Raw genomic sequence first — 21,275 nt, forward strand, 5'->3', positions numbered from 1 at the left:
GGATGGAGCCGGCCATCCAGAGGATGCGTGCGGTGGAGGCGTGCAACGCGGCTCAAAATCGGCACAATGGGCGCATACACGCCTGAGTTAACCGGGGGTTAAGCTCGGCCGGGCCCAGCCCGGAACTGGACCGGATGGATGCGACGAGGCCGATGATCTCCATCAAATCGATATTTTCCGGTCCGCCAGCGCCTCCCAGCCGCGATCTCGAGCGCGAGAAGCGCGAGTGGAGGCTCGAGACGGATCGCTGGCGACACCAGCGCCACGTCGAGAAGGGCTACCGCATAAAGTGGGGCTACGTGGGGATCGCGTACCTCGTCGAGTTCATGGTGATCGGCGCCTCGCTCTGGGGCGCGTGGCTGTTCGCCGGCGTCTACAGCGACGGAGACTGGCACGCCTTCTACTTCATGCTGCTGGCCCCGCTGGTCTACGCGGCGGTGGAGCTGTGCCGGGTGCCGCTGGGCATCCTGGCCCGCACCCAGCGCTCGTACTTCGTGCGCGCCCTGGCGGTGCTCGGCATCATCTTCGCGGCGGGCGTGACCACCAAGTCGGTGTCGCAGCTCGGCGAGATGATGTTCCACCCCCGCCTGATGGAGGCGGCCCGGACCAAGACCGCCCTGAAGGACGCCCAGGCCGACCGCGCCACGATCGGCGACCGGATCAAGGCCGCGGACGAGCGTGTGGCCCAGTACACGGCCGAGCTCGACCAGATCGAGAAGCGCTCCGCCGACAACGCCCAGCAGCTCGCCGGCCTGCCGGCCCAGCGCTGCGAGCGGGTCTTCGGCACCAACAGCAAGGGCCGGAAGTACCAGAACCTGAAATGCGTGGCCGATCCCCGCGTCGCCGCCCTGTCCCAGGGCGTCGCCAAGGCGTCCGCCGACCGCGCCGGGATGATCAAGGACCTGGAGGAGGCCCGCAAGGCGCGCGCCGCCCTCGATCCGGGCGCCGCCGACCGCCGCGTGGCCGACGCCGAGCAGGGCTACCGGAACGCGGTCAACCGCTCGCAGCTCCACTCCTTCACCGCCATGGTCTACGGCGTCGACCCGATCGACGTGACCGAGAGCCAGGTCCACGCCTTCCTGCGGATCTTCGTGTTCCTGCCCGCGGTCTGCGCCGCCTTCGCGTCGACCATTCTGGCGCTCTGCGCGGTCTCGACCCGCCGGACCTTCATGGACGAGGACGATCTCGGCGCCGCCGTGAATCCGGAGGCCGCTCCTTACATGCTCGACGCGATCGCCGACGCCCTGCGCTCGCATCCCGAGCCGATCCTGCCGCGGGCCGCCAACGCCTCGGGCGCGGTGATCCCGATGAACCGCCCGGCCCCGGGTCAGCAGGCGATGCCCAACCAGACCCATCCGGGCCCGACCCTCCCTGCCGCTGGAGCCGGCGCATGAACTACGTCGCGAGCGGGACCCCTGAGAACATCGCCCTCGCTCAGCAGGTGAATTCCCGCCTGCGGGCGGATTCGAGCTACGTCGCGGCCCGGGCTTTCCTGTTCCGGGCCCTGGGCTTCGGCGCCTTCGCGTGCCTCGCCGGCATCGGCGTCGGCGCCGCGGCCTATGGCTGGGCGACCTTGAACCAGTTCGACACCGCGGCGGAAAAGATCGCCGCCGCCATGCAGGCGGCGCTCTCGGACGTGACCCTGAAGACCAAGGGCGAGGTCACGCTGACCGACAACACGCTCAAGCTCGAGGGCCTGCCCAAGGTCGCCGCCTCGCCGACGCCCACCCGGGCGCAGCTCGGCAGCGACGCGGCCCCGGCCTCGAAGGCTGCGGTGAACACCACCTTCACGGTGTTCAAGCAGGTGCCCTACCTCGACGGGCAGATCGTGACCGGCTGGAACTTCAAGGACAGCGCCGACCAGCCCTACCAGCAATACTGCTACTTCTCCCGCCGCACGGCCGAGGCGAAGGGTCAGGTCGAGATCAAGATCGACCTCGCCATGGACGGCAAGACCCTGCCGCAGCCGCAGAAGTCGGACGTCAACCTGGAGATCCTGGCCCGGAACTGCGTCTGGCACGAGAAGGGCTGAGATCGCTCGCGGCGATACCGTCCTTGCGAGCGAAGCAATCCAGGGCGTCGTCACGCCTCAAAACGTCGCGCTGCCCTGGGTCACTTCGCTTCGCTCGTGATGACGGGCTCGGACAGATTTGGCCAGATGGGCTCGGCGCTTGCGGCCCGGCGGCACGGCGCGTTACCCCTGGGCCCGAGCCCACCTCTCCGAGACCGCGATGCGCTTTTCCGGAACCGAGACCTACGTCGCGACCCCCGACCTCACCGCGGCGGTCAACGCCGCCGTGGTCCTGGAACGGCCGCTCCTCGTGAAGGGTGAGCCCGGGACCGGCAAGACCGTGCTGGCCGAGGAGATCGCCAAGGGGCTGAACGCGCCGCTGATCGTCTGGAACATCAAGTCGACCACCAAGGCGCAGCAGGGCCTGTACGAGTACGACGCGGTCTCGCGCCTGCGCGACTCCCAGCTCGGCGACCCGCGGGTCTCGGAGATCGGCAACTACATCCGGCGCGGCAAGCTGTGGGAGGCGTTCACGGCGCCCGAGCGCCCGGTCCTGCTGATCGACGAGATCGACAAGGCCGATATCGAGTTCCCCAACGACCTCCTCACCGAACTCGACCGGATGGAGTTCCACGTTTACGAGACCGGCGAGACCGTGAAGGCCGTGCGCCGGCCGATCGTGATCATCACGTCGAACAACGAGAAGGAGCTGCCGGACGCGTTCCTGCGCCGCTGCTTCTTCCACTACATCAAGTTCCCCGACGCCGAGACGCTGCAGCGCATCGTCGACGTGCATTATCCGGGCATCAAGCACCGCCTCGTCGAGGAGGCCCTGCGGACCTTCCTGGCGATGCGCGAGGTCCCGGGCCTCAAGAAGAAGCCCTCGACCTCGGAGCTGCTCGACTGGCTGAAGCTCCTCGTCTCCGAGGACATCGCCCCCGAGACCTTGCGCGAGCATGACGGCCGCAAGCTGATCCCGCCGCTGCACGGGGCGCTCCTGAAGAACGAGCAGGATGTCAGCCTGTTCGAGAAGCTGGCCTTCATGATGCGCCGGGACCAGCGCGGCGGCTGAGGGCCGGACGGAAGACCCGAGGACTCCCGAGAGAGGAGCCCGGGACAGGGACAGGAGCGTGCGGCATGGGCGAGATCGCGATCGTCGGCGGCGGCGTGATGGGGCACGGCATCGCCCTGGTGCTGGCGCTCGGCGGACACCGCGTGCGGATCACCGACACGCAGCCCGAGACCCGCGCGCGGATCCCCGGCCTCATGGCATCGGCGCTCGCGACCCTGCGGGAGGCGGGCGCCGCAGCGGAGGGCTGGGATGCCGCGCGGCTGGACCGGGCCGTCCGGGTCGAGGCCGAGCTCGACGCGGCGGTGTCGGGCGCCGGCCTCGTCATCGAGGCGATCACCGAGAACCCGGAGGCCAAGGGCGCGCTCTTCGCGGAGCTCGACCGGCTCTGCCCGGCCGACGCGATCCTCGCCAGCAACACCAGCTACCTCGACGTCTTCCCGCTGATCCCGGAACGCCGGCAGGCGCGGGCGCTGATCCTGCACTGGTACACGCCGCCCTACATCGTCGACCTCGTCGACGTGGTGCCGGGGCCCGGCACCGACCCGGCGGTCGTCGCCGCCATGGCCGACCTCGTGCGCGCCCTCGGCCAGGTCCCGATCGTGCTGAAGCGCTTCATCCCCGGCTACATCGCCAACCGCATCCAGCAGGCGATCAGCGCCGAGGTGTTCCGGCTCCTCGACGCGGACGTCGCCGCGCCGCGGGACATCGACGACGCGATCATCCACGGCCTCTCGCTGCGCATCCCGATCCTCGGCCACCTCGCCAAGGCCGATTTCACCGGCCTGGAGCTGACGCAGCGGGCGCTGGCCAACGGCAGCTACGCGCCGCCGCCGCCGCGCACCCGCTCCGAGACCCTCGATGCCCTCTGCGCCGCCGGCCGGACCGGGGTGATGGCGGGGCGCGGCTACTTCGACTGGGGCGGGCGCTCTCCGGAAGAGCTGTTCCAGGAGCGCGACCGCAAGCTCCTGGCGCTCAAGGCGGCGATGGCCGGGATCGGCCGGATGGAGGGATCATGATCGGAGCGGACCTGTCCGGACGGCGCGTCCTCGTCACCGGGGCCTCCTCGGGCATCGGGCTGGCGACCGTCGCGATCTTCGCCCGCAACGGCGCCGCGGTGGCGCTGAACCACCTGCCCGACGATTCCCGCGGCCCCGCCGAGGCCGCCCGGCTCGCCGGAGCAGGGCTCTCGGTGATCGCGCTGCCCGGAGACGTGTCCGCGCCCGGGCAAGCCGAGGCGATGGTGGCGGCCGGGATCGACCGGCTCGGCGGCCTCGACGTGCTCATCAACAATGCCGGCACGTCGGGCACCACCACGCCCATCGCCTTCGAGGACCTCGACGCGATGACCGAGGCGTTCTGGGCCACGATCCTGGGGACCAACCTGCTCGGGCCGTTCCGCTGCGCCCGGGCCGCGGCCGCGACCCTCAAGGCGAGCCGGGGCGCCATCGTCAACACCGCGTCGGTCGCCGGGCTCGGGCGGCGGGGCTCCTCGGTGGCCTACGCGGCCAGCAAGGCCGGGCTGATCAACCTGACCCGCAGCCTCGCCCGGGCGCTGGCGCCGGACGTGCGGGTCAACGCGGTGGCGCCGGGCCTCGTCGCCACGCCCTGGACCGAGCCCTGGTCGGAGGAGCGCAAGGCCGCGACCGTGGGGCGCACCATGCTCGGCCGGATGGCCCGGCCGGAGGACATCGCCGAGACGATCTTCTTCCTCGCGGCCGGCGCGGCCTACATCACCGGCGAGACAATCACGGTCGACGGCGGCGCGATCTGACGCTCGGGGAGCACACACATGTCGAGCACCACCGTCATCACCTGCGCCCTCACGGGCTCCTTCGACACGCCGCGGAAGAACCCGGCCGTGCCGGTGAGTCCGCAGGCCATCGCCCAATCGGCGCTCGAAGCCGCCGCCGCCGGGGCCGCGGTGGTCCACATCCACGTCCGCGATCCCGAGACCGCCGCGCCCAGCATGGACCTCGCCCATTACCGCGAGGTGGTGGAGCGGATCCGCGAGAAGAACGACGCCGTGATCCTCAACCTGACCACGGGGGCGGGGGGGCGGTTCGTGCCGGGCGACCCCGACCCGGCGGTCGCCGGCCCGGGCACGACCTTCGTGGCCCCGGAGGTCCGCACCCGGCACGTCGGCGCGCTGCGGCCGGAGATCTGCACCCTCGACATCGCCACGATGAATTTCGGCGAGCACCTGTTCCTGAACACCCCCGGCCACCTGCGCGCCATGGCGGCGCAGATCCGGGCGGCCGGGGTGAAGCCGGAGATCGAGGTGTTCGATCTCGGCCAGATCGAGCTGGCCCGGCACCTGATCGCCGAGGGGCATCTGGCGCGCCCGCCCCTGTTCCAGATCTGCCTCGGCATCCCCTGGGGCGCCCCGGCGACGCCGGAGGCTTTGGTGGCGATGCGGGCGCGGCTGCCGGAGGACGCGATCTGGTCGGCCTTCGGCATCGGCCGGGAGGAGTTCCCGATCCTCGCGGTCGCCGCCGGCATGGGCGGCAACGTCCGCGTCGGACTGGAGGACAACCTGTACCTGTCCCGCGGAAAACTCGCGCCGAGCAACGCCGCGCTGGTCGAGAAGGCCGTGAGCCTGCTCGCGCACATCGACCGGGAGCCGGCCACCCCCGACCAGGCGCGGGCGATCTTCGGGCTGGCGCCGCGGGGGTAGATGGCCTGCGCGCCTGCCGCGGATCTTCCTCCCCCCTCTGTGGGCCAACGGATTTACACGTCTCAGTCCGACACCAACGGTGTGAAAGAAAAGCGCTTGTCCCCTCCCCCTTGCGGGGAGGGGCCAGGGGTGGGGGTGGTGCAGAAGGCACCGCACCGCCTCATCCTGAACCACCCCCACCTCCGGCTCCTCCCCGCAAGGGGGAGGAGCGCGCGTCTCGGCCGACGATGTGCGAATATCGTAGCCTCAGTGGGGGAGGGGAAAGCCCGCCCCTGACGGATCGCCCGCATCCTCACCGGCGGCCGTTCCGGCCGCGAACCGCCACGGATAGTCTGCATTCGGAAACATCCCGAGCGGCGATCAACGCCGCCGGGTGCGACACGACAGGGAGAGAGACATGACGCTCCGCCACCTCGCCGCGCGGCTGCTCGGAAGTCTGTGCGCGCTCGGCGCCGGCGCGGCGCTCGCGGCCGACCTCGTGCCGGTGAAGATCGGCGTGCTGAACGACCGCTCCGGCGTCTACTTCGATTCCACCGGCGAGGGCTCGGTGGTCGCCGCCCGCATGGCGGTCGAGGACTTCAAGCCGGAGGCGCATGGGCTGAAGGTCGAGGTCGTCGCCGCCGACCACCAGAACAAGCCCGATGTCGGCGCCTCCATCACCCGGCAATGGTACGACCGCGACGGCGTCGACGCGGTGTTCGACGTGCCGACCTCCTCGGTGGCGCTCGCCATCGCGCAGATCACCAAGGAGAAGAACAAGGCCTTCATCAACTCGGGCGGCGGCACCGCCGACCTCACCGGCCCGGCCTGCACGCCCAACACCGTGCACTGGACCTACGACACCGCGGCGCTCGCCAACGGCACCGGCAAGGCGATGCTCAAGCGCGGCGGCAAGTCCTGGTACTTCATCACCGCCGATTACGCCTTCGGCCTCGCGCTGGAGCGCGACACCAAGGCGGTGGTGGAGAAGAACGGCGGCACGGTCGTCGGCGGCGTGCGCACGCCGTTCCCGAACCCGGACTTCTCGTCGTTCCTGCTCCAGGCCCAGGCCTCGGGCGCGCAGGTGATCGGGCTGGCCGATGCCGGGCTGGATGCCGCCAACGCCATCAAGCAGGCGCACGAATTCGGCATCCGCCAGGGCGGCCAGACCCTCGCGGCCCTGCTGATCGCCATCACCGACATCCACTCGCTGGGCCTGGAGGTGGCGCAGGGCCTCGCCTTCACCGCCTCGTTCTACTGGGACCTCAACGACGGCACCCGCGCCTTCGCGGAGCGCTTCGAGAAGCGGATGCCCGGCAAGAAGCCGACCTCCTACCAGGCGGGCGTCTACGCCAGCACGCTGCATTACCTGAAGGCGGTGGAAGCCCTGCACTCGGCCAAGGACGGCGCCGCCGTGGTCGCCAAGATGAAGGAGATGCCCACCGACGACCCCCTGTTCGGCAAGGGCACGATCCGTCCGGACGGGCGCAAGATCCACCCGATGTACCTGTTCGAGGCCAAGGCGCCCGCCGAGTCGAAGGGCGAGTGGGACCTCTACAAGGTGCTGGAGACGATCCCCGCCGAGCAGGCCTTCCGGCCGATGAGCGAGGGCGGCTGCCCGATGCTGGCGCAGCAGACGGCGAAGTAGGCGTCGAGTCGATCATGGCGGCACCGCCGTCTTTGCGAGCGGAGCGAAGCAATCCAGACGGCGCGACGCCGACCGTCGTCGCGCTGCCCTGGGTCACTTCGCTACGCTCGCGATGACGGGAGGGGAGACCGCAACCGACGCGTCCGAACGGAAGCCGTTCACGCCGCCCCGATCCGGTCGAGGGCCGCCATCGCCTCATCCGGGAGCGCGAGCGCGGCCGCCGCGAGGTTCTCCCGCAGGTGGCCGAGCGAGGACGTCCCCGGGATCAGCAGGATGTTGGGCGACCGGCGCAGCAGCCACGCGAGCGCCACCTGCATCGGCGTCGCCCCGAGCCCGGCCGCCACCTCCGACAGGGTGTCCGACTGCAGCGGGCTGAACCCACCCAGCGGGAAGAACGGTACGTAGGCGATACCGGCCGCTGCCAGATCATCGATGAACGCGTCGTCGCTCCGATGGGCGAGGTTGTACTGGTTCTGCACGCAGACGATGTCGGTGATCCGGCGCCCGTCCGCGACCTGGCGCGGCGTGGCGTTGCTCAGGCCGATCCGGCGGATCAGCCCCTGCCGCTGCAGCTCCGCCAGCACCGTCAGCGGCGCCTCGATCGGCCCTTCCGCGGGGCCGTGGACATCGAACATCAGGCGCAGGTTGACCACGTCGAGGGCATCGACGCCGAGGTTGCGCAGGTTGTCGTGGACCGCCTGGGTGAGGTCCGCGGCCGAGAAGGCCGGGTTCCACGAGGCGTCGGCCCCGCGCCTGGCGCCGACCTTGGTGACGATCACGAGATCGTCCGGGTAGGGGTGCAGCGCCTCGCGGATGATCTGGTTGGTGACGTGCGGCCCGTAGAAGTCGCTGGTGTCGATGTGGTCGACGCCCGCGGCCACGGCCGCGCGCAGCACCGCGACCGCGGCGGAGCGGTCCTTGGGCGGCCCGAACACGCCGGGCCCGGCGAGTTGCATGGCCCCGTAGCCCAGGCGCTTCACGGTGCGGTCGCCGAGTCGGAAGGTCCCGGCCTGCGCGAGATCGGTCATGGCAAATCTCCTGTTGGTGCCCCGGATGTAGACGCCCGTTTTTGCGCCGATAAGCCGTGACAATCGGCACGGCCTGTGCGGATTCTCGAACGATGACCCAGGATCTCGCGGACCTCGCCGCCTTCGTGACCGTGGCGCGGGCCGGCGGGTTTCGCGAGGGCGCCCGGGCGAGCGGCGGGAGCGCGTCGAGCCTCAGCGAGGCGGTGCGCCGGCTGGAGGCGGGGCTGGGCGTGCGCCTCCTGAACCGCACCACCCGCAGCGTCGCGCCGACCGAGGCCGGCGCCCGCCTGCTGGAGCGGCTCGGCCCGGCGCTCGCCGAGGTGGAATCCGCCCTCGACGTGGTGAACGGGTTCCGCGACCGGCCCGCGGGCACGCTGCGGCTCAACGTGCCGCTCAGCGCCGCCCGGCTGGTGCTGCCGGCGCTCGTGCCGCCCTTCCTGGCGGCCTACCCGGAGATCCGCCTGGAGGTGGTGGTCGAGGACGGCTTCGTGGACGTGCTGGCGGCGGGCTGCGACGCCGGCATCCGCTACGACGAGCGGCTGGAGCAGGACATGATCGCCGTGCCGATCGGCCCGCGGCGGCAGCGCTTCGCCACCGCGGCGTCGCCCGCCTATCTCGACCGACGCGGCCGGCCGGGCCATCCGCGCGACCTCCTGGAGCACGCCTGCCTGCTCGGCCGCTTCCCCAGCGGCGCGCTGACGGCGCCCTGGGAATTCGAGCGCGACGGCGCCATCGTCCGGGTGGACCCGTCCGGGCCGCTGATCGTGCGCGTCGGCGCCAGCGACCTCGCGGTGGCGGCGGCGGTCGCCGGCTCGGGGATCGTCCACCTGTTCGAGGATTGGCTGCGCCCGCATCTCGAGAGCGGCGCCCTGGAGCCGGTGCTGGAACCCTGGTGGCAGGAATTTTCCGGGCCGTTCCTCTACTATCCGGGCCGGCGGCACCTGCCGGCGCCGCTGCGCGCCTTCGTGGATTTCGTCAGTGGCCGGCCGGCGGTGCCGGATCCGGCAGTTCGAACACCGTGAGCTGCCCGCCCGGCGCCGTATACTGCGACAGGGCCGCGTAGCCGCCGACCGCCCCCGAGCCGTCGGCGGGATCGGTGAGCCCGGCCGCCAGCCCGATCCCGGCCCAGCCGCCGACGCCCGAGAGCACCGCCACGTATTGCTTTCCGTCGTGCAGGTAGGTGGTGACGTTGCCGACGATGCCGGACGGCGTCTTGAACCGGTAGAGTTCGCGCCCGTCCCGGGCATCGACCGCCTTCAGGTAGCCTTCGAGGGTGCCGTAGAAGACCACGTTGCCCGCGGTGGCGAGCGCCCCGGACCAGACCGAGAAGGGTTCCGGGATCGTCCAGGCGATCCGGCCCCTGGCGCCGTCCCAGGCGATGAACGCCCCGGTCCGGCCCGAACCCTCGGGCGGGTGCAGGGTCAGGGTCGCGCCGACATAGGGCTGGCCGGGCGTGTAGGTGACGCGGAACGCCTCGTAATCCATGCACATGTGGTTGGTCGGCACGTAGAACAGGCGCGTCTTGGGCGAGTAGGCGGCGGGCTGCTGGTTCTTGGCGCCGAGCGCGCCGGGGCAGATGTTCTTGGTGGTCTCGTCCTCCTCGGCCTCGCCCGGCGCATAGCTTTTGTCGACCAGAGGCCGGCCGTAGCCCGGCGCGGCCGGATCCGTCTCGACCCGGCTGGCCCAGTTGACCGTGGGGTCGAACTTCTCCGCCACCAGCAATGCGCCCGTGGCGCGGTCCAGCGTGTAGCCGAAGCCGTTGCGGTCGAAATGGGTCAGCACCTTGCGCGGCCGGCCGCCGATCACCTGCTCGGTGAGGATCATCTCGTTGACGCCGTCATAGTCCCACTGGTCGTGGGGGGTCATCTGGTAGACCCAGCGGGCGATGCCCGTATCGGCGTCGCGGGCGATGATCGCCTGAGACCAGCGGTTGTCGCCCGGGCGCTGGGCCGGGTTCCAGGTCGCGGGATTGCCGGTGCCGTAATAGACGAGGTTCAAATCCGGGTCGTAGGAGAACCAGCCCCAGCTGCAGGCGCCGCCGGTCCGCCACTGGTCGCCCGCCCAGCTCTTCAGGGAGGAATCCGTGCCGATCGGGCGCCCCAGCTCGGTCGTCGTCTCCGGATCGACCAGCATGTCGGCATCCGGCCCGGTGGCGTAGGCGCGCCAGAGCCGCTTGCCCGTCGCCTGATCGTAGGCGGTGACGTGGCAGCGCGCCCCGTACTCGCCCCCCGCCAGCCCGACGATGAGCTTGCCGTGCACCGGCAGGACCGTGGCGGTGTTGGTCTCGCCCCGGCCCGGATCGCCGTTCTTCACCGACCACAGCACCCGGCCGCTCTCCGGATCGAGCGCCACCACGGTGGTGTCGGCCTGCTGCAGGAACAGCCGCCCGTCCGCGTAGGCCAGCCCGCGCGAGACCGTGTCGCAGCACATCACCGCGATCACGCTCGCGTCCTGCCGCGGCGCGTAGCGCCACAGGATCTTCCCGCCCTGGTCGAGGTCGAGGGCGTAGACCACGTTGGGGAACGGCGTGTGCACGACCATCACGTGCCCGACCACGATCGGCGCGCCCTCGTGGCCGCGCAGCACGCCGGTGGAGAAGGTCCAGGCGACCTTGAGGCGGCCGACATTGCCGGCGTCGATCCGGTCGAGATCGGAATAGCGGGTGTTGGCGTAGTCCAGGGTCTGGAGGACCGGCCCCGGGTCGGCCGATGCCCCGCCGGCGAGGCAGGCGAGCGGCAGGGCCGCGAGGAGGGAAGCGCGCATCCTGAACCATTCCTCGTCCGAGGCGGGAGCCGGCGGCCTCTTACACCGGATGCCGGGCATCCGCCCGCGCGTCGGACCCGGCCGACATCGCCGACGCACCGCCGCGTCGCCCGCCGAGCCTTTCCGGCACCGTGGGCGACGCGGCGTCCTCCATGTCGTTGCTCGGAGGCAGCGCGCATTCGCGAGAAGGGTTAAATATTTCTTGTCGAACAATATTTTCTGACATCATTACAGTAATATTGCTATTTTCCGCGCCAGTATTAGCACATTAAGCCGATAGCATAGTTTTTATCCAAGATCATGAAGCCGAACGAGATCGTCGTTCCTTGGACTTTGTCAAAAGGACGATGACTTGCGCTGCGCGATCGGCGATGTTCCCTGTTCGCGACGGGGGATGAACGGTGACACTCAAGTTCAAGATCGGCACGAAGGTCACCATCGCCGCGGTGACGGCTTGCCTTCTGGTCTTCGGCATGATCGCCAACCAATGGTTCAGCGCACAGACCATGGTCGGCAATATCGCGGCGATCGGCCGCGAGCAGACGATCCTGAACGGGATCGTGGGTGCGCAGCTCGCGATGGCCCGGATGCGCGACGCCCTGCACAGCCTCGAAGCCCGGCCCGCGGACAGGCTCGACGAAGCGGCCACCAGGGAACTCGACCAGATCGCCCGTCCGGCCGCCGAGGGCCTCGATCGCCCGATCGCCATCGCGCTCAAGCCCGACGTGCTCAAGCGGACCCAGGAGGGGCTGCTGCGTTACGCCGGCGACGCCCGGTCGTACCTGACGGAGAGGCAGCCGGAGGCCCGGGCAAAGGCGCGCAGGGCGCTCGGCGAGATCGAGGCCGCGGCCGACCGGGTCATCGGCGAATCGATCAAGAACGCGCAGTCCTTCACGGCGGGCGCGACCGAGGCCGCCCTGGCCCAGGCCGATGCGGCGAGCTGGCGCGGCCTGATCATCGGGCTGGTCGGCCTCGCTGTCGTGCTGGCGTCGGCGCTGCTGATGATCTTCGGCGTCTCCCGCCCGATCCGCCGGATCGGCGAGGTGCTGCTCGGCATCGCCGACGGCCGGAGCGACGTCGCGATCCCCTACACCGAGCGCTTCGACGAGATCGGCGAGACGGCGCGGTCCGCCCGTGTGTTCCGGGACAACCTGATCCGCAGCCGCACCCTCGAGGCGGAGGCCGCCGAGGCCCGCACCGAGGCCGAGGCGCGGCGCAAATCCGCGATGCAGGCGATCGCCGACGGGTTCGAGCGCACGGTCGGCGGGATCATCCGGGTGGTCTCGGACGCCGCCACCGAATTGCAGGCCACCGCCGAGAGCATGACCGGCACGGCCAACGAGACGGCGATGAAATCGGCCACCGTCGCCTCGGCGGCGGCGGCCGCATCGACCAACGTCCAGACGGTGGCTTCCGCGGCCGAGCAGCTCGGCTCGTCGGTCTCCGAGATCGGCCGGCAGGTGACCGGCTCGGCGGACCTGGCACAGGGTGCCGTGAGCGAGGCCGACCGGACCGCCCAATCCGTGCAGGCGCTGAGCGCCGCCGCGACCCGGATCGGCGACGTGGTCGGGCTGATCTCGAACATCGCCGGGCAGACCAACCTGCTGGCGCTGAACGCCACCATCGAGGCGGCGCGGGCCGGCGAGGCCGGGCGTGGCTTCGCGGTGGTCGCCACCGAGGTCAAGGAACTGGCGAACCAGACGGCCAAAGCCACAGACGAGATCGCCGCGCAGATCGGGCAGATCCAGGGGGCGACCACCGAGGCAGTGGCGGCCATCGGTTCGATCACCGGACGGATCCGCGAGATCAACAGCGTCGCCACCAGCATCGCCACGGCGGTCGAGGAGCAATCGGCGGCGACGCAGGAGATCGTCCGCAACGTCGCGGAGGCGGCGGCCGGGACCGGGGCGGTCACCACCACCATCACGGGCGTGGCCGATGCCGCCGAGGGGACCGGGGCGGCGGCCACGCAGGTCCTCGCCTCGGCCTCGGCCCTGTCCGGCCACGCCGAGCGGCTCGGCGCCGAGGTCCAGCGCTTCATCGCCGACGTGCGCGCAGCCTGATCGCGCCGGCATCGGGGGTTCGGGGCGGCCCGCGCCCCGCGCGCCGCCCCCTTCCGCCTCTCAAATCCGCGGCTACATCCGCTGCTGGACGATGGTCTCGGCCTGGGGATCCGGCTCGTGGCCGGCCTGGCGGAGCATCGGCACCACGTCGGCCGCCTCGCGGGCGACGAGGTAGCTGAGATCGAGCCCCTCGCGGATGAAGCCGTGGCCGCGCATGTGCTCGAACAGGGCCAGCAGCGGCGACCAGAACTCGGCGACCGAGACCAGCACCACGGGCTTGCGGTGCCGCCCGAGCTGCGCCCAGGTCAGCTGCTCGACGAGTTCCTCCAGGGTGCCGATGCCGCCCGGCAGGGTCACGAAGGCGTCCGAGCGCTCGAACATCAGGCGCTTGCGGGTGTGCATGTCGGACACCACCACGGTCTCCTGGATGTCCGCCAGCATGTGCTCGCGCGCCTGGAGGAAATCCGGGATGATGCCGGTGACGTGGCCGCCGGCGGCGAGCGCCGCACGCGCCACCGTGCCCATCAGCCCGACATCGCCGCCGCCATAGACGAGGCCCATCCCGGCCTGCGCGACCGCGGTGCCGAGGGTCTCGGCCGCCGCGCGGAAGGCCGGGTCGCGGCCGAAGCCGGAGCCGCAATAGACACAGACTGTCCTCACCGGAGCCATCCGGCGCCCTCCTCGCGCGTCCGTTGCGAGCCGTCCAGAACGAGCCCCGCAACCGGCACTCCACGTGCCAAACTGCTGAATTCGCGGGGGATTCACCCGCCTGGGCGGCGGGACGGCTTGGTGTCGGGACCATGTACGGTATTATGGGCGGCGCCGTCGACGATTTTCGCGCGGGCGCAGGGCCCGCCCGACGGGCGGCGGCAGGATCAGGGGAGGCCTTCGTGGCGATGTCGAGACAGGTGCGGCGCAGTCTCGCCCTGGCGCTCGCCGGTCTCCTCGGCGGACTCGGACTCGTGCTGGCGCTGTTCGGCGGCGACTCCCTGCGGCGCTTCACCGGCCGCTCCGGCCCGGCGACGTCCGCACCGTCGGTGCCGAGCGGCAGCCTGCGCAGCCTCGCCGATCCGGGCGCCCAGGCCGGCCGCCCCGATCCGGCGATCGATTTCCGCGACGACAAGCCGGGCCGGGCGAGCCCGGCGCCGGGGGCGGGCACCATGGCCGCGCTCCCGCCGGATCCCCGCGTCGCCGCGCCCGGCGCATCGCAGGCCGGGCCCGGCCCGGGCGCGGATTCGCGCCGGCCGGACGCGGCCGAGGCGCCGCGCTTCGACATCGTCCGCATCGAGCCGAACGGCGATGCCGTGGTCGCCGGCCGCGGCGCACCGGACGCCGCGATCGAGATGCTGGTCGACGGCAAGCCCGTGGCCCGGGCCAAGGCCGACGCCAACGGCCAGTTCGCGATCGTGCCGCCGGCCCTGCCGGCGGGCGCCAGCACCCTGCGCCTGCGCATGACCGGCGTGGACGGGCGCGCGACCGAGTCGCAGCAGAGCGTCGCGGTGGACGTCGCCCCTGGACGGGACCGCCAGCCCCTCGTGGCCCTGACCGCCCCGGACGCCGCAACCGTCGTGCTGTCGCAGCCTGGCGCGACGGCCGACGCCAGGGCCGGCGCCAAGGTCGGCTCGAAGGTCGGCCCCGAGCCTGGTCCCAAGACTGGTCCCAAGCCCGGCGCCGAACCCGGCGGCAGGAATACCGGCGGCGCGCCGACGGCGCGGCCGGCCGGGACGGGAGAGAACCGCGAGGCCGCGGCGTCCGGGTCGGCGACGACCCGGATCGTCAGCGTGGACGTGCAGGGGAACGGCCGCCTGTTCGTGACGGCCACCGGCACACCGGGAGCGCGGATCCAGCTCTACCTCAACGACACGCCGGTCGCCCCGGGCAGCATCGGGCCGGACGGACGGGCGAGTTTCACGATCGGGCGCGGGCTCAAGCCCGGCCAGTATCAGGTGCGGATCGACCAGGTCGATCCGGCCACCGGCAAGGTCGCCAGCCGCGCGGCGGTTCCCCTGTCGGTGCCGGAGCCGGCGCAGGTTGCCGCCCGGGAGACCGCCGAGCCCGCACCGTCGCCCGCCCAAAGCGGGGTGCGCGATCAGGGCACGCGGGCGGGTGCCGATCGGGACGGGCCGGCCGCGGCATCGCCCCCGGCCGCCGCCTCGAACGCCCCGATGGCCGACATGGCGGGGCCGAACCAGGTCGGCGCGGTGTTCGTGCCGGAGATCAGCACCGCCCGGATCACCCGCGGCGACAATCTCTGGCGGATCAGCCAGCGCACCTACGGCCGCGGCGAGCGCTACACGGTGATCTACGACGCCAACCAGAACCAGATCCGCGATCCGGACCTGATCTATCCGGGCCAGATCTTCGTGCTGCCCACCGACAAGCGCGGCTGAGCGGTCCCGCCTTACTCCACCACCTGATCGTCGCCCGCGAAGGCCAGGCGGCGCAGGCTGCGCAGTGCCCGGTCGAGCTCCTCCCGGGACGGCGAGGCCAGGGCGAGGCGCACGGCGTTCGGCGCGTGACCGGGATGGACCGCGAAGGCCGAGGCCGGGAGGAGGGCGATGCCCTGGCGCAGGGCCGCGGCCGCGTAGGCCTCGGCTCGCCAGGTCTCGGGGAGTTCCAGCCAGAGGTGGTAGGCCTGCGGATCGCCCACCAACCGCAGGTCGGCCAGAGCCGCCCGGGCGAGGGCCTGCCGGGCCGCGGCGTCCCGGCGCTTGGCCTCAGCCAGCGCCGCGGCCGAGCCCCCCGCCATCCAGTGCATGCCGGCCGCCAGCGACAGGCCCAGCACCGTCCAGGCGCCCTGGCGGACGGAGGCGGCGAGCCGGTCGGTGAGGGACGGCGGCGCGGCGATCAGGCCGACCGTCAGCGCCGGCATCACCCGCTTCGACAGGCTGTCCACGAAGATCACCCGGTCCGGCGCGAGGCCGGCGAGCGGCGGCGCCTCGGCCAGGAAGCTGTAGACCGCGTCCTCGATGGCGGTGAGCCCGGTCCGCTCCAGCACCTCCGCCAGGGCGGCCCGGCGCGCCGGCCCCATCGTGGCGCCGAGGGGGTTGTGCAGGGTCGGCTGGAGATAGACGCCGCTCAGCGGGGTCGCCCGGTGGGCCTGGAGCAGCGCCTCGGGGCAGACGCCCTCGGCGTCCATGGTGAGCGGGATCAGCGTGATCCCGAGCCGTGCCGCGATGCCCTTCACCCCCGGATAGGTCAGGGGCTCGCAGCCGATCCGCTCGCCGGGCGCCGCCAGGGCCGCCAGGGCGGCGGCCAGCGCCTGCCGGCCGTTGCCGGTGAACAGGATGTCGGCGGGATCGGGGGCGTAGCCCTCCCGGGCCAGGAACCCGGCGGCGATCGCCTGCGCCGACGGCGTGCCCGCGGGCCCGTACTGGCTGAAGCCGATCTGGCCGTCGTCGCGGGCGAGCGCCGCCAGGGTCTCGGCCAGGACGGCCTCCTGCTCGGGCAGGCGCGAATGGGTCCGCTGCAGGTCGAGGGCCGCCGGGGGCGGCTCCGGCCGGAGGAGGCCGGCACGCCCCGGATCGCTGCGGACATAGGTGCCGCGCCCGACCTCGCCGGTCACCAGCCCCCGGCGGGCCAGCTCCGCGTAGACGCGACTCGCCGTCGAGACCGCGATGCCGCGGGCATAGGCGAAGTCGCGCTGCGGCGGCAGCCGCGTGCCGGGGCGGAGCCGGCCCGCCGCGATGTCGGCCGCGATCGCGTCGGCGACGGAGCGGTAATCCGCGGCTCGCATAATTGCTCCGAGGTCAATGTTTCGATTGATCCGAGTTTTGTATCGGATCAATGCTGCGCCAGCAATCCCGGCCGGACTGCATTCCCGCCACCGGATCGTCTGCGATGCCTGCCGTCACATTGTCGTCGTCACGCGCCCTCGTTCGCCCGCGCCCGTCCCCGCGCCCGTCCCTGCTCCGCACGTGGCTGCAGCGGATCCGCACGCGCCGCGCCCTGGCGGCGCTCCACCCCGACCAGGCCCGGGACGCCGGCCTCGAACCGTGGGACCTGCGCGCCGAGATCGGGAAGCCGTTCTGGCGGGCGTGAGACGGGGACATGCACGCAGCGCGGGTGATCCGGCGCGATCACCGGCCTATATGCGGGTCTCGCGACACGCTTCCCAGAATCCCCATGACCGATGACACCGCGCCCGCGGCCGGGCCGAAGATCCCGGCCGAGCGCCCCGGCCTGATCGCCACCTACCGGCGGCTCTGGCCGCATCTCTGGCCCCACGGGCGGCCCGATCTGCAGCGCCGGGTCTTCCTGGCCTTCGGGCTGCTGCTCGCCGCCAAGCTCGTGACCATGGTGACGCCGTTCACCTTCAAGTGGATCACCGACGCGCTGGTCGCGGCGGTCGGCGGCCAAGCGGGCGATCATGCGCCGGTGCCCACCGGCCTGCTCGCCGCGCCGATGCTGCTGATCGCCCTCTACGGCGTCTCGCGGATCGCCATGTCGGCGCTGACCCAGGTGCGCGACGGGCTGTTCGCCAAGGTCGCGATGCACGCGGTGCGGCGGCTGGCGCTCCAGACCTTCGAGCACATGCACCGCCTGTCGCTGCGCTTCCACCTGGAGCGCAAGACCGGCGGCCTGACCCGGGTGCTGGAGCGCGGCCGCGCCGGCATCGAGGAATTGTCGCGCCTGATGGTGCTGACCCTGGTGCCGACCATCGTCGAGTTCGTGCTGGTGCTCGGCGTGCTGGCCTACGAGTTCAGCTGGACCTACGCGGCGACCGCCTTCCTGACGGTCGCGGCCTATCTGGCCTTCACCTACAAGGCGACCGAGTGGCGGATCGCCATCCGCCGCCGGATGAACGCGTCGGACACGGACGCCAACACCAAGGCGGTCGATTCGCTGCTCAACTACGAGACGGTCAAGTACTTCGGCGCGGAAGCCCGCGAGGCCGCCCGCTACGACGAGTCGATGGCGAAATACGAGAAGGCCTCGACCCAGACCTACGTGTCGCTGGCGGTGCTCAATGCCGGCCAGGCGGTGATCTTCACGCTGGGCATGACCGTGGTGATGTGGCTCGCCGCCCGGGACATCCTGGCCGGGCGCACCACCATCGGCGGCTTCGTGCTCGCCAACACCATGCTGGTGCAGCTCGCGATGCCCCTCAACTTCATGGGCATGATCTACCGCGAGATCAAACAGGCGCTGATCGACATCGACGACATGTTCCGCATCCTCGGGCAGAACCCCGAGATCGCCGACCGGCCGGGCGCCGCTCCGCTCGCCGTGGCGGGCGGAACGGTGCGGTTCGCGGATGTCCGCTTCGCCTACAATCCCGAGCGGCCGATCCTGCGCGGCGTCTCCTTCGAGATCCCGGCGGGCCAGACGGTGGCGGTGGTGGGGCCCTCGGGCGCCGGCAAGTCGACGCTCTCGCGCCTGCTGTTCCGGTTCTACGAGCCGTCGGCCGGCCGGATCAGCATCGACGGGCAGGACATCGCCGCGGTGACGCAGGCGAGCTTGCGGGCGGCGATCGGCATGGTCCCGCAGGACACGGTGCTGTTCAACGACACGATCGGCTACAACATCCGCTACGGCCGCGCCGACGCCACCGACGCGGAGCTGCGCGAGGCGGCCCGGCTCGCCCAGATCGACCGCTTCGTGTCGAGCCTGCCGGAGGGCTACGACACGCCGGTGGGCGAGCGCGGCCTGAAGCTCTCGGGCGGCGAGAAGCAGCGGGTCGCGATTGCCCGGACCATCCTGAAGGCGCCGCCGATCCTGGTGCTCGACGAGGCGACCTCGGCGCTCGATTCCTTCACGGAGGCCGAGATCCAGTCGGCTCTGGACCGGGTCAGCCGCGGCCGCACCACCCTGGTCATCGCCCACCGCCTGTCCACGGTGGTCAATGCCGACGCGATCCTGGTCCTCGATCACGGCCGAATCGTCGAGCGCGGCACCCACGCCGAATTGCTGGAGGCCGGGGGCGTCTACGCGGCGCTGTGGGACCGCCAGCGGGAGGCCGACGCCGCCCTGGAGGTGCTCCAGCGCGCCGACGCGCCGGTGCTCCCGCCCCGGTCGGGCCACGCCGCCGTGCCGGAGACCGAGGCCGCGGAGTGACCGGGAGGCCACACGTGGAGAGCGCAGTCCAGGCGGAACGCAACCCGAGGCGGTAAGCGCGGTTTTCCGGTTATGCCGCGCTTCTACCTGCACATCCGGCACGGTCAGTGGCGGGTCGAGGATCTCGACGGCTCCGACCTGCCCGACCTCGACGCCGCCCGCAGCGAGGCCGAGCGCTCCGCCCGGGCGCTCTTGGAGATCCAGCGGGTCGACGGCGCGGTGCTGGCCGGGCAGTCCTTCGAGATCGCCGACGCGTCGGGTCAGGTCCTGGCGGTGGTGCCGCTGAAGGACGTGCTCGAGCTGCCGTAAGCTCCAGGGCGCGGGTGGGACGGTCGGGATCGACCGCCCGATGCCTCTACGGCCGCGACCGCACCCGGACCCCGAGCAGGTCCTCGAACGGCAGCACCATGGCACCCTTGTCCCGGTCGCCGTGACCCTGGCGCAGGGCGGTCTGGTAGGTGGCGGTGGCGGCCGCGGTGACCGGCATCGGGAAGCCGTTCTCCGCCGCGATCGCCGCGGCGGCGACGAGGTCCTTGTAGGCCGCCCCCATCGGGTAGCCCTCGTCGAAGCGGCCCTGGAGGATGCGCGGCACGAAATACTGCGCCGCGTAGCTCCGGCTCGTACCCGTGGTGACCACCTGGGCGACCTGATCCGGGTCGAGCCCCATGGCGACGGCCATCGGCAGCACCTCGGCCAGCGCCGCGATGTTGATGTCGTAGAGCACGTTGTTGATCGTCTTGGTGAGCTGGCCGGACCCGGCCGGGCCCATGTGGAGGAGGGTCGTGCCGATCCGCTCCAGGAGCGGGCGCACCCGCGCGACCGCCCCGGCCTCGCCGCCGCACATCACGGTGAGCGTTCCGGCCTCGGCGCCGGCCGGCGCCCCGGAGACGGGCGCGTCAACGAAGGACCGCCCCGTCGCCGCCACGGCGCGGCCGATCGCCAGCGCCTTGGCGTGCGCGATGGTGCTGAGATCCACCACGACCGCCCCCGGGGCGAGGCGCTCCGCCAGGGCTCCGGTCCCGAGGAGGGCCGCCTCCACCGCGTCGCCGTTCGGCAGGCACAGGAACAGCACGTCGGCGCCGGCGGCCTGACCGGGATCGGTCGTGGCGACGAGGCCCGGCGCGTCGAGGCCGGCGAGGCGAACCGGATCGGAATCGATCGCGACGAGCGTCTCGCCGTCGGAGTCCCGCTTGGCGGCGAGGTTGCGGGCGATGGGATGCCCCATCGCGCCGAGACCGAGGAGGGCGAGGCGCGCAGCCATGCGGTTGTCCCTGTTCCGAGTGCCGGGTGCCCGCCCGTGTGGGGGAGGCGCCGCGCCAGCATGTCGCCGGACGGGGCCGTCTTCCAGTCCCGGCCCCTGCCATTCGTGGGAGGCAGGTCATCCCGGGGCCGCGCAACGGGATCCGGGATCCGGATCCGAAGGCGGCTCTGGGCCGCTCCCGGTCGTGCTGCAACGGTCTGAATGGCAGGCGCCTCCGGTCGCGACATCCGCGCCCTACCCCCTCTCGCGTGCGGGAGAGGGGACCCGCGCCGCGCGCTCACGCGTCGAGGCGCCCCATCGCTCCCCGATCTTGACAATGTTCCTATTTTGTGCTTCCTAGCCGCACCTGCCCACGGCGCTTCGGGAGCGATCCTGGGGCGTCCTTCAAGGGGCTCGTCCGGTGGCTGACCGGGCGGGTCCGTGGGTGAGGGCGGTGCCTGCGTCGGTGGCTCTCAGCCGCCATCGCCCCGGGCGGCGAACCGGTACGGGGCGTGTCTCGGTGGCGGGCGTGAGACCGGGCGGTGCTTTGCCCGGCGGGTGCGGAAATGCCCCCGCGCCGACCCGCTTCTGGGCTGACCCTGAGCGACCTGCGGACCCGCCCACGACGAGGCGGGACGGCTGGAAGGCCACGGCGCTGATAGCGGGTTCCGGAGGTGCGTGCGCCTCGCAGAGACCGCTTGGCAGGCAGGCGCAGGTCCGGGGCGTCGGAAGACACCGCG

Annotated in this window: 18 protein-coding genes; 13 read left to right on the forward strand and 5 right to left on the reverse strand. The window is 71.9% G+C overall.

Features of this window, described 5'->3' with window-relative positions:
- Positions 1–134: 134 nt before the first annotated feature.
- From BLT59_RS05075 to BLT59_RS05105, 7 genes are all read left to right on the forward strand, one after another.
- Positions 135–1,394, forward strand: coding sequence for an ATPase (locus BLT59_RS05075; RefSeq protein WP_091777136.1), 1,260 nt, complete (start codon positions 135–137; stop codon positions 1,392–1,394).
- On the forward strand, positions 1,391–2,032 hold the full coding sequence (locus BLT59_RS05080; protein WP_091777138.1) for a hypothetical protein: 642 nt from the start codon (positions 1,391–1,393) through the stop codon (positions 2,030–2,032). The genes BLT59_RS05075 and BLT59_RS05080 overlap by 4 nt, the downstream gene beginning before the upstream one ends.
- A gap of 199 nt (positions 2,033–2,231) precedes the next feature.
- Positions 2,232–3,083, forward strand: a complete 852-nt coding sequence (locus tag BLT59_RS05085; RefSeq protein ID WP_091777140.1) for an AAA family ATPase — start codon at positions 2,232–2,234, stop codon at positions 3,081–3,083.
- A 65-nt stretch (positions 3,084–3,148) separates the two neighbouring features.
- Positions 3,149–4,099, forward strand: a complete 951-nt coding sequence (locus BLT59_RS05090; RefSeq protein ID WP_091777142.1) for a 3-hydroxyacyl-CoA dehydrogenase family protein — start codon at positions 3,149–3,151, stop codon at positions 4,097–4,099.
- Positions 4,096–4,854 (forward strand): SDR family NAD(P)-dependent oxidoreductase, encoded by a 759-nt coding sequence (locus tag BLT59_RS05095; RefSeq protein ID WP_091777144.1) that lies wholly within the window; start codon positions 4,096–4,098, stop codon positions 4,852–4,854. The genes BLT59_RS05090 and BLT59_RS05095 overlap by 4 nt, the downstream gene beginning before the upstream one ends.
- Positions 4,855–4,872: 18 nt before the next feature.
- Positions 4,873–5,757 carry a beta-keto acid cleavage family enzyme gene (locus BLT59_RS05100; protein ID WP_091777145.1) on the forward strand — a complete coding sequence of 295 codons (885 nt, stop codon included), beginning with the start codon at positions 4,873–4,875 and terminating at the stop codon, positions 5,755–5,757.
- A gap of 397 nt (positions 5,758–6,154) precedes the next feature.
- The gene (locus BLT59_RS05105; RefSeq protein WP_091777147.1) at positions 6,155–7,384 is read left to right on the forward strand and encodes an ABC transporter substrate-binding protein; all 1,230 of its coding nucleotides are present in this window, start codon (positions 6,155–6,157) and stop codon (positions 7,382–7,384) included.
- A gap of 158 nt (positions 7,385–7,542) precedes the next feature.
- Here BLT59_RS05105 and BLT59_RS05110 read toward each other — a convergent pair whose 3' ends face one another.
- The gene (locus tag BLT59_RS05110; RefSeq protein WP_091777149.1) at positions 7,543–8,412 is read right to left on the reverse strand and encodes an aldo/keto reductase family oxidoreductase; all 870 of its coding nucleotides are present in this window, start codon (positions 8,410–8,412) and stop codon (positions 7,543–7,545) included.
- Positions 8,413–8,504: 92 nt separating this feature from the next.
- On the opposite strand from BLT59_RS05110, the gene BLT59_RS05115 reads away from it, so the two are divergent.
- Entirely contained in the window at positions 8,505–9,434 is a 930-nt protein-coding gene (locus tag BLT59_RS05115) for a LysR family transcriptional regulator (RefSeq protein ID WP_091777151.1), read from the forward strand.
- Here the strand turns inward: BLT59_RS05115 and BLT59_RS05120 are convergent.
- The gene (locus BLT59_RS05120) at positions 9,388–11,175 is read right to left on the reverse strand and encodes a methanol/ethanol family PQQ-dependent dehydrogenase (RefSeq protein ID WP_091777153.1); all 1,788 of its coding nucleotides are present in this window, start codon (positions 11,173–11,175) and stop codon (positions 9,388–9,390) included. The genes BLT59_RS05115 and BLT59_RS05120 overlap by 47 nt on opposite strands.
- Before the next feature lie 401 nt (positions 11,176–11,576).
- On the opposite strand from BLT59_RS05120, the gene BLT59_RS05125 reads away from it, so the two are divergent.
- Positions 11,577–13,238: a methyl-accepting chemotaxis protein gene (locus BLT59_RS05125; protein ID WP_244513840.1), complete on the forward strand. Its 1,662-nt coding sequence runs from the start codon at positions 11,577–11,579 to the stop codon at positions 13,236–13,238.
- 72 nt (positions 13,239–13,310) lie between these two features.
- On the opposite strand, the gene BLT59_RS05130 is transcribed toward BLT59_RS05125, so the two are convergent.
- Positions 13,311–13,907 carry an LOG family protein gene (locus BLT59_RS05130; RefSeq protein ID WP_091777154.1) on the reverse strand — a complete coding sequence of 199 codons (597 nt, stop codon included), beginning with the start codon at positions 13,905–13,907 and terminating at the stop codon, positions 13,311–13,313.
- A 227-nt stretch (positions 13,908–14,134) separates the two neighbouring features.
- Here BLT59_RS05130 and BLT59_RS05135 point away from each other — a divergent pair, with 227 nt between their 5' ends.
- A complete protein-coding gene (locus BLT59_RS05135; protein ID WP_091777156.1) occupies positions 14,135–15,628 on the forward strand; it encodes a LysM peptidoglycan-binding domain-containing protein in 1,494 nt (497 codons plus the stop codon).
- 11 nt (positions 15,629–15,639) lie between these two features.
- Here the strand turns inward: BLT59_RS05135 and BLT59_RS05140 are convergent, their stop codons facing one another.
- Positions 15,640–16,974 (reverse strand): aminotransferase-like domain-containing protein, encoded by a 1,335-nt coding sequence (locus BLT59_RS05140; protein WP_091777158.1) that lies wholly within the window; start codon positions 16,972–16,974, stop codon positions 15,640–15,642.
- 104 nt (positions 16,975–17,078) lie between these two features.
- Between BLT59_RS05140 and BLT59_RS05145 the strand changes: the two genes are divergently transcribed.
- From BLT59_RS05145 to BLT59_RS05155, 3 genes are all read left to right on the forward strand, one after another.
- Positions 17,079–17,279: a DUF1127 domain-containing protein gene (locus tag BLT59_RS05145; RefSeq protein ID WP_091777160.1), complete on the forward strand. Its 201-nt coding sequence runs from the start codon at positions 17,079–17,081 to the stop codon at positions 17,277–17,279.
- Positions 17,280–17,363: 84 nt separating this feature from the next.
- Positions 17,364–19,295: an ABCB family ABC transporter ATP-binding protein/permease gene (locus BLT59_RS05150; protein WP_091777161.1), complete on the forward strand. Its 1,932-nt coding sequence runs from the start codon at positions 17,364–17,366 to the stop codon at positions 19,293–19,295.
- A 72-nt stretch (positions 19,296–19,367) separates the two neighbouring features.
- Positions 19,368–19,604: a DUF6894 family protein gene (locus BLT59_RS05155; protein WP_091777162.1), complete on the forward strand. Its 237-nt coding sequence runs from the start codon at positions 19,368–19,370 to the stop codon at positions 19,602–19,604.
- A gap of 46 nt (positions 19,605–19,650) precedes the next feature.
- On the opposite strand, the gene BLT59_RS05160 is transcribed toward BLT59_RS05155, so the two are convergent.
- A complete protein-coding gene (locus BLT59_RS05160; protein ID WP_091777163.1) occupies positions 19,651–20,556 on the reverse strand; it encodes an NAD(P)-dependent oxidoreductase in 906 nt (301 codons plus the stop codon).
- Positions 20,557–21,275: the final 719 nt, after the last annotated feature.

The organism is Methylobacterium sp. UNC378MF, assembly GCF_900103195.1.
Classification (GTDB): Bacteria; Pseudomonadota; Alphaproteobacteria; order Rhizobiales; family Beijerinckiaceae; genus Methylobacterium.

What these genes read in the sequence shown, in the direction of transcription:
- BLT59_RS05075 (WP_091777136.1), top strand. Translation starts at nt 135, where the DNA reads ATGGATGCGACGAGGCCGATGATCTCCATCAAATCGATATTTTCCGGT.
- BLT59_RS05080 (WP_091777138.1), top strand. Translation starts at nt 1,391, where the DNA reads ATGAACTACGTCGCGAGCGGGACCCCTGAGAACATCGCCCTCGCTCAG.
- BLT59_RS05085 (WP_091777140.1), top strand. Translation starts at nt 2,232, where the DNA reads ATGCGCTTTTCCGGAACCGAGACCTACGTCGCGACCCCCGACCTCACC.
- BLT59_RS05090 (WP_091777142.1), top strand. Translation starts at nt 3,149, where the DNA reads ATGGGCGAGATCGCGATCGTCGGCGGCGGCGTGATGGGGCACGGCATC.
- BLT59_RS05095 (WP_091777144.1), top strand. Translation starts at nt 4,096, where the DNA reads ATGATCGGAGCGGACCTGTCCGGACGGCGCGTCCTCGTCACCGGGGCC.
- BLT59_RS05100 (WP_091777145.1), top strand. Translation starts at nt 4,873, where the DNA reads ATGTCGAGCACCACCGTCATCACCTGCGCCCTCACGGGCTCCTTCGAC.
- BLT59_RS05105 (WP_091777147.1), top strand. Translation starts at nt 6,155, where the DNA reads ATGACGCTCCGCCACCTCGCCGCGCGGCTGCTCGGAAGTCTGTGCGCG.
- BLT59_RS05110 (WP_091777149.1), bottom strand. Translation starts at nt 8,412, where the DNA reads ATGACCGATCTCGCGCAGGCCGGGACCTTCCGACTCGGCGACCGCACC.
- BLT59_RS05115 (WP_091777151.1), top strand. Translation starts at nt 8,505, where the DNA reads ATGACCCAGGATCTCGCGGACCTCGCCGCCTTCGTGACCGTGGCGCGG.
- BLT59_RS05120 (WP_091777153.1), bottom strand. Translation starts at nt 11,175, where the DNA reads ATGCGCGCTTCCCTCCTCGCGGCCCTGCCGCTCGCCTGCCTCGCCGGC.
- BLT59_RS05130 (WP_091777154.1), bottom strand. Translation starts at nt 13,907, where the DNA reads ATGGCTCCGGTGAGGACAGTCTGTGTCTATTGCGGCTCCGGCTTCGGC.
- BLT59_RS05135 (WP_091777156.1), top strand. Translation starts at nt 14,135, where the DNA reads ATGTCGAGACAGGTGCGGCGCAGTCTCGCCCTGGCGCTCGCCGGTCTC.
- BLT59_RS05140 (WP_091777158.1), bottom strand. Translation starts at nt 16,974, where the DNA reads ATGCGAGCCGCGGATTACCGCTCCGTCGCCGACGCGATCGCGGCCGAC.
- BLT59_RS05145 (WP_091777160.1), top strand. Translation starts at nt 17,079, where the DNA reads ATGCCTGCCGTCACATTGTCGTCGTCACGCGCCCTCGTTCGCCCGCGC.
- BLT59_RS05150 (WP_091777161.1), top strand. Translation starts at nt 17,364, where the DNA reads ATGACCGATGACACCGCGCCCGCGGCCGGGCCGAAGATCCCGGCCGAG.
- BLT59_RS05155 (WP_091777162.1), top strand. Translation starts at nt 19,368, where the DNA reads ATGCCGCGCTTCTACCTGCACATCCGGCACGGTCAGTGGCGGGTCGAG.
- BLT59_RS05160 (WP_091777163.1), bottom strand. Translation starts at nt 20,556, where the DNA reads ATGGCTGCGCGCCTCGCCCTCCTCGGTCTCGGCGCGATGGGGCATCCC.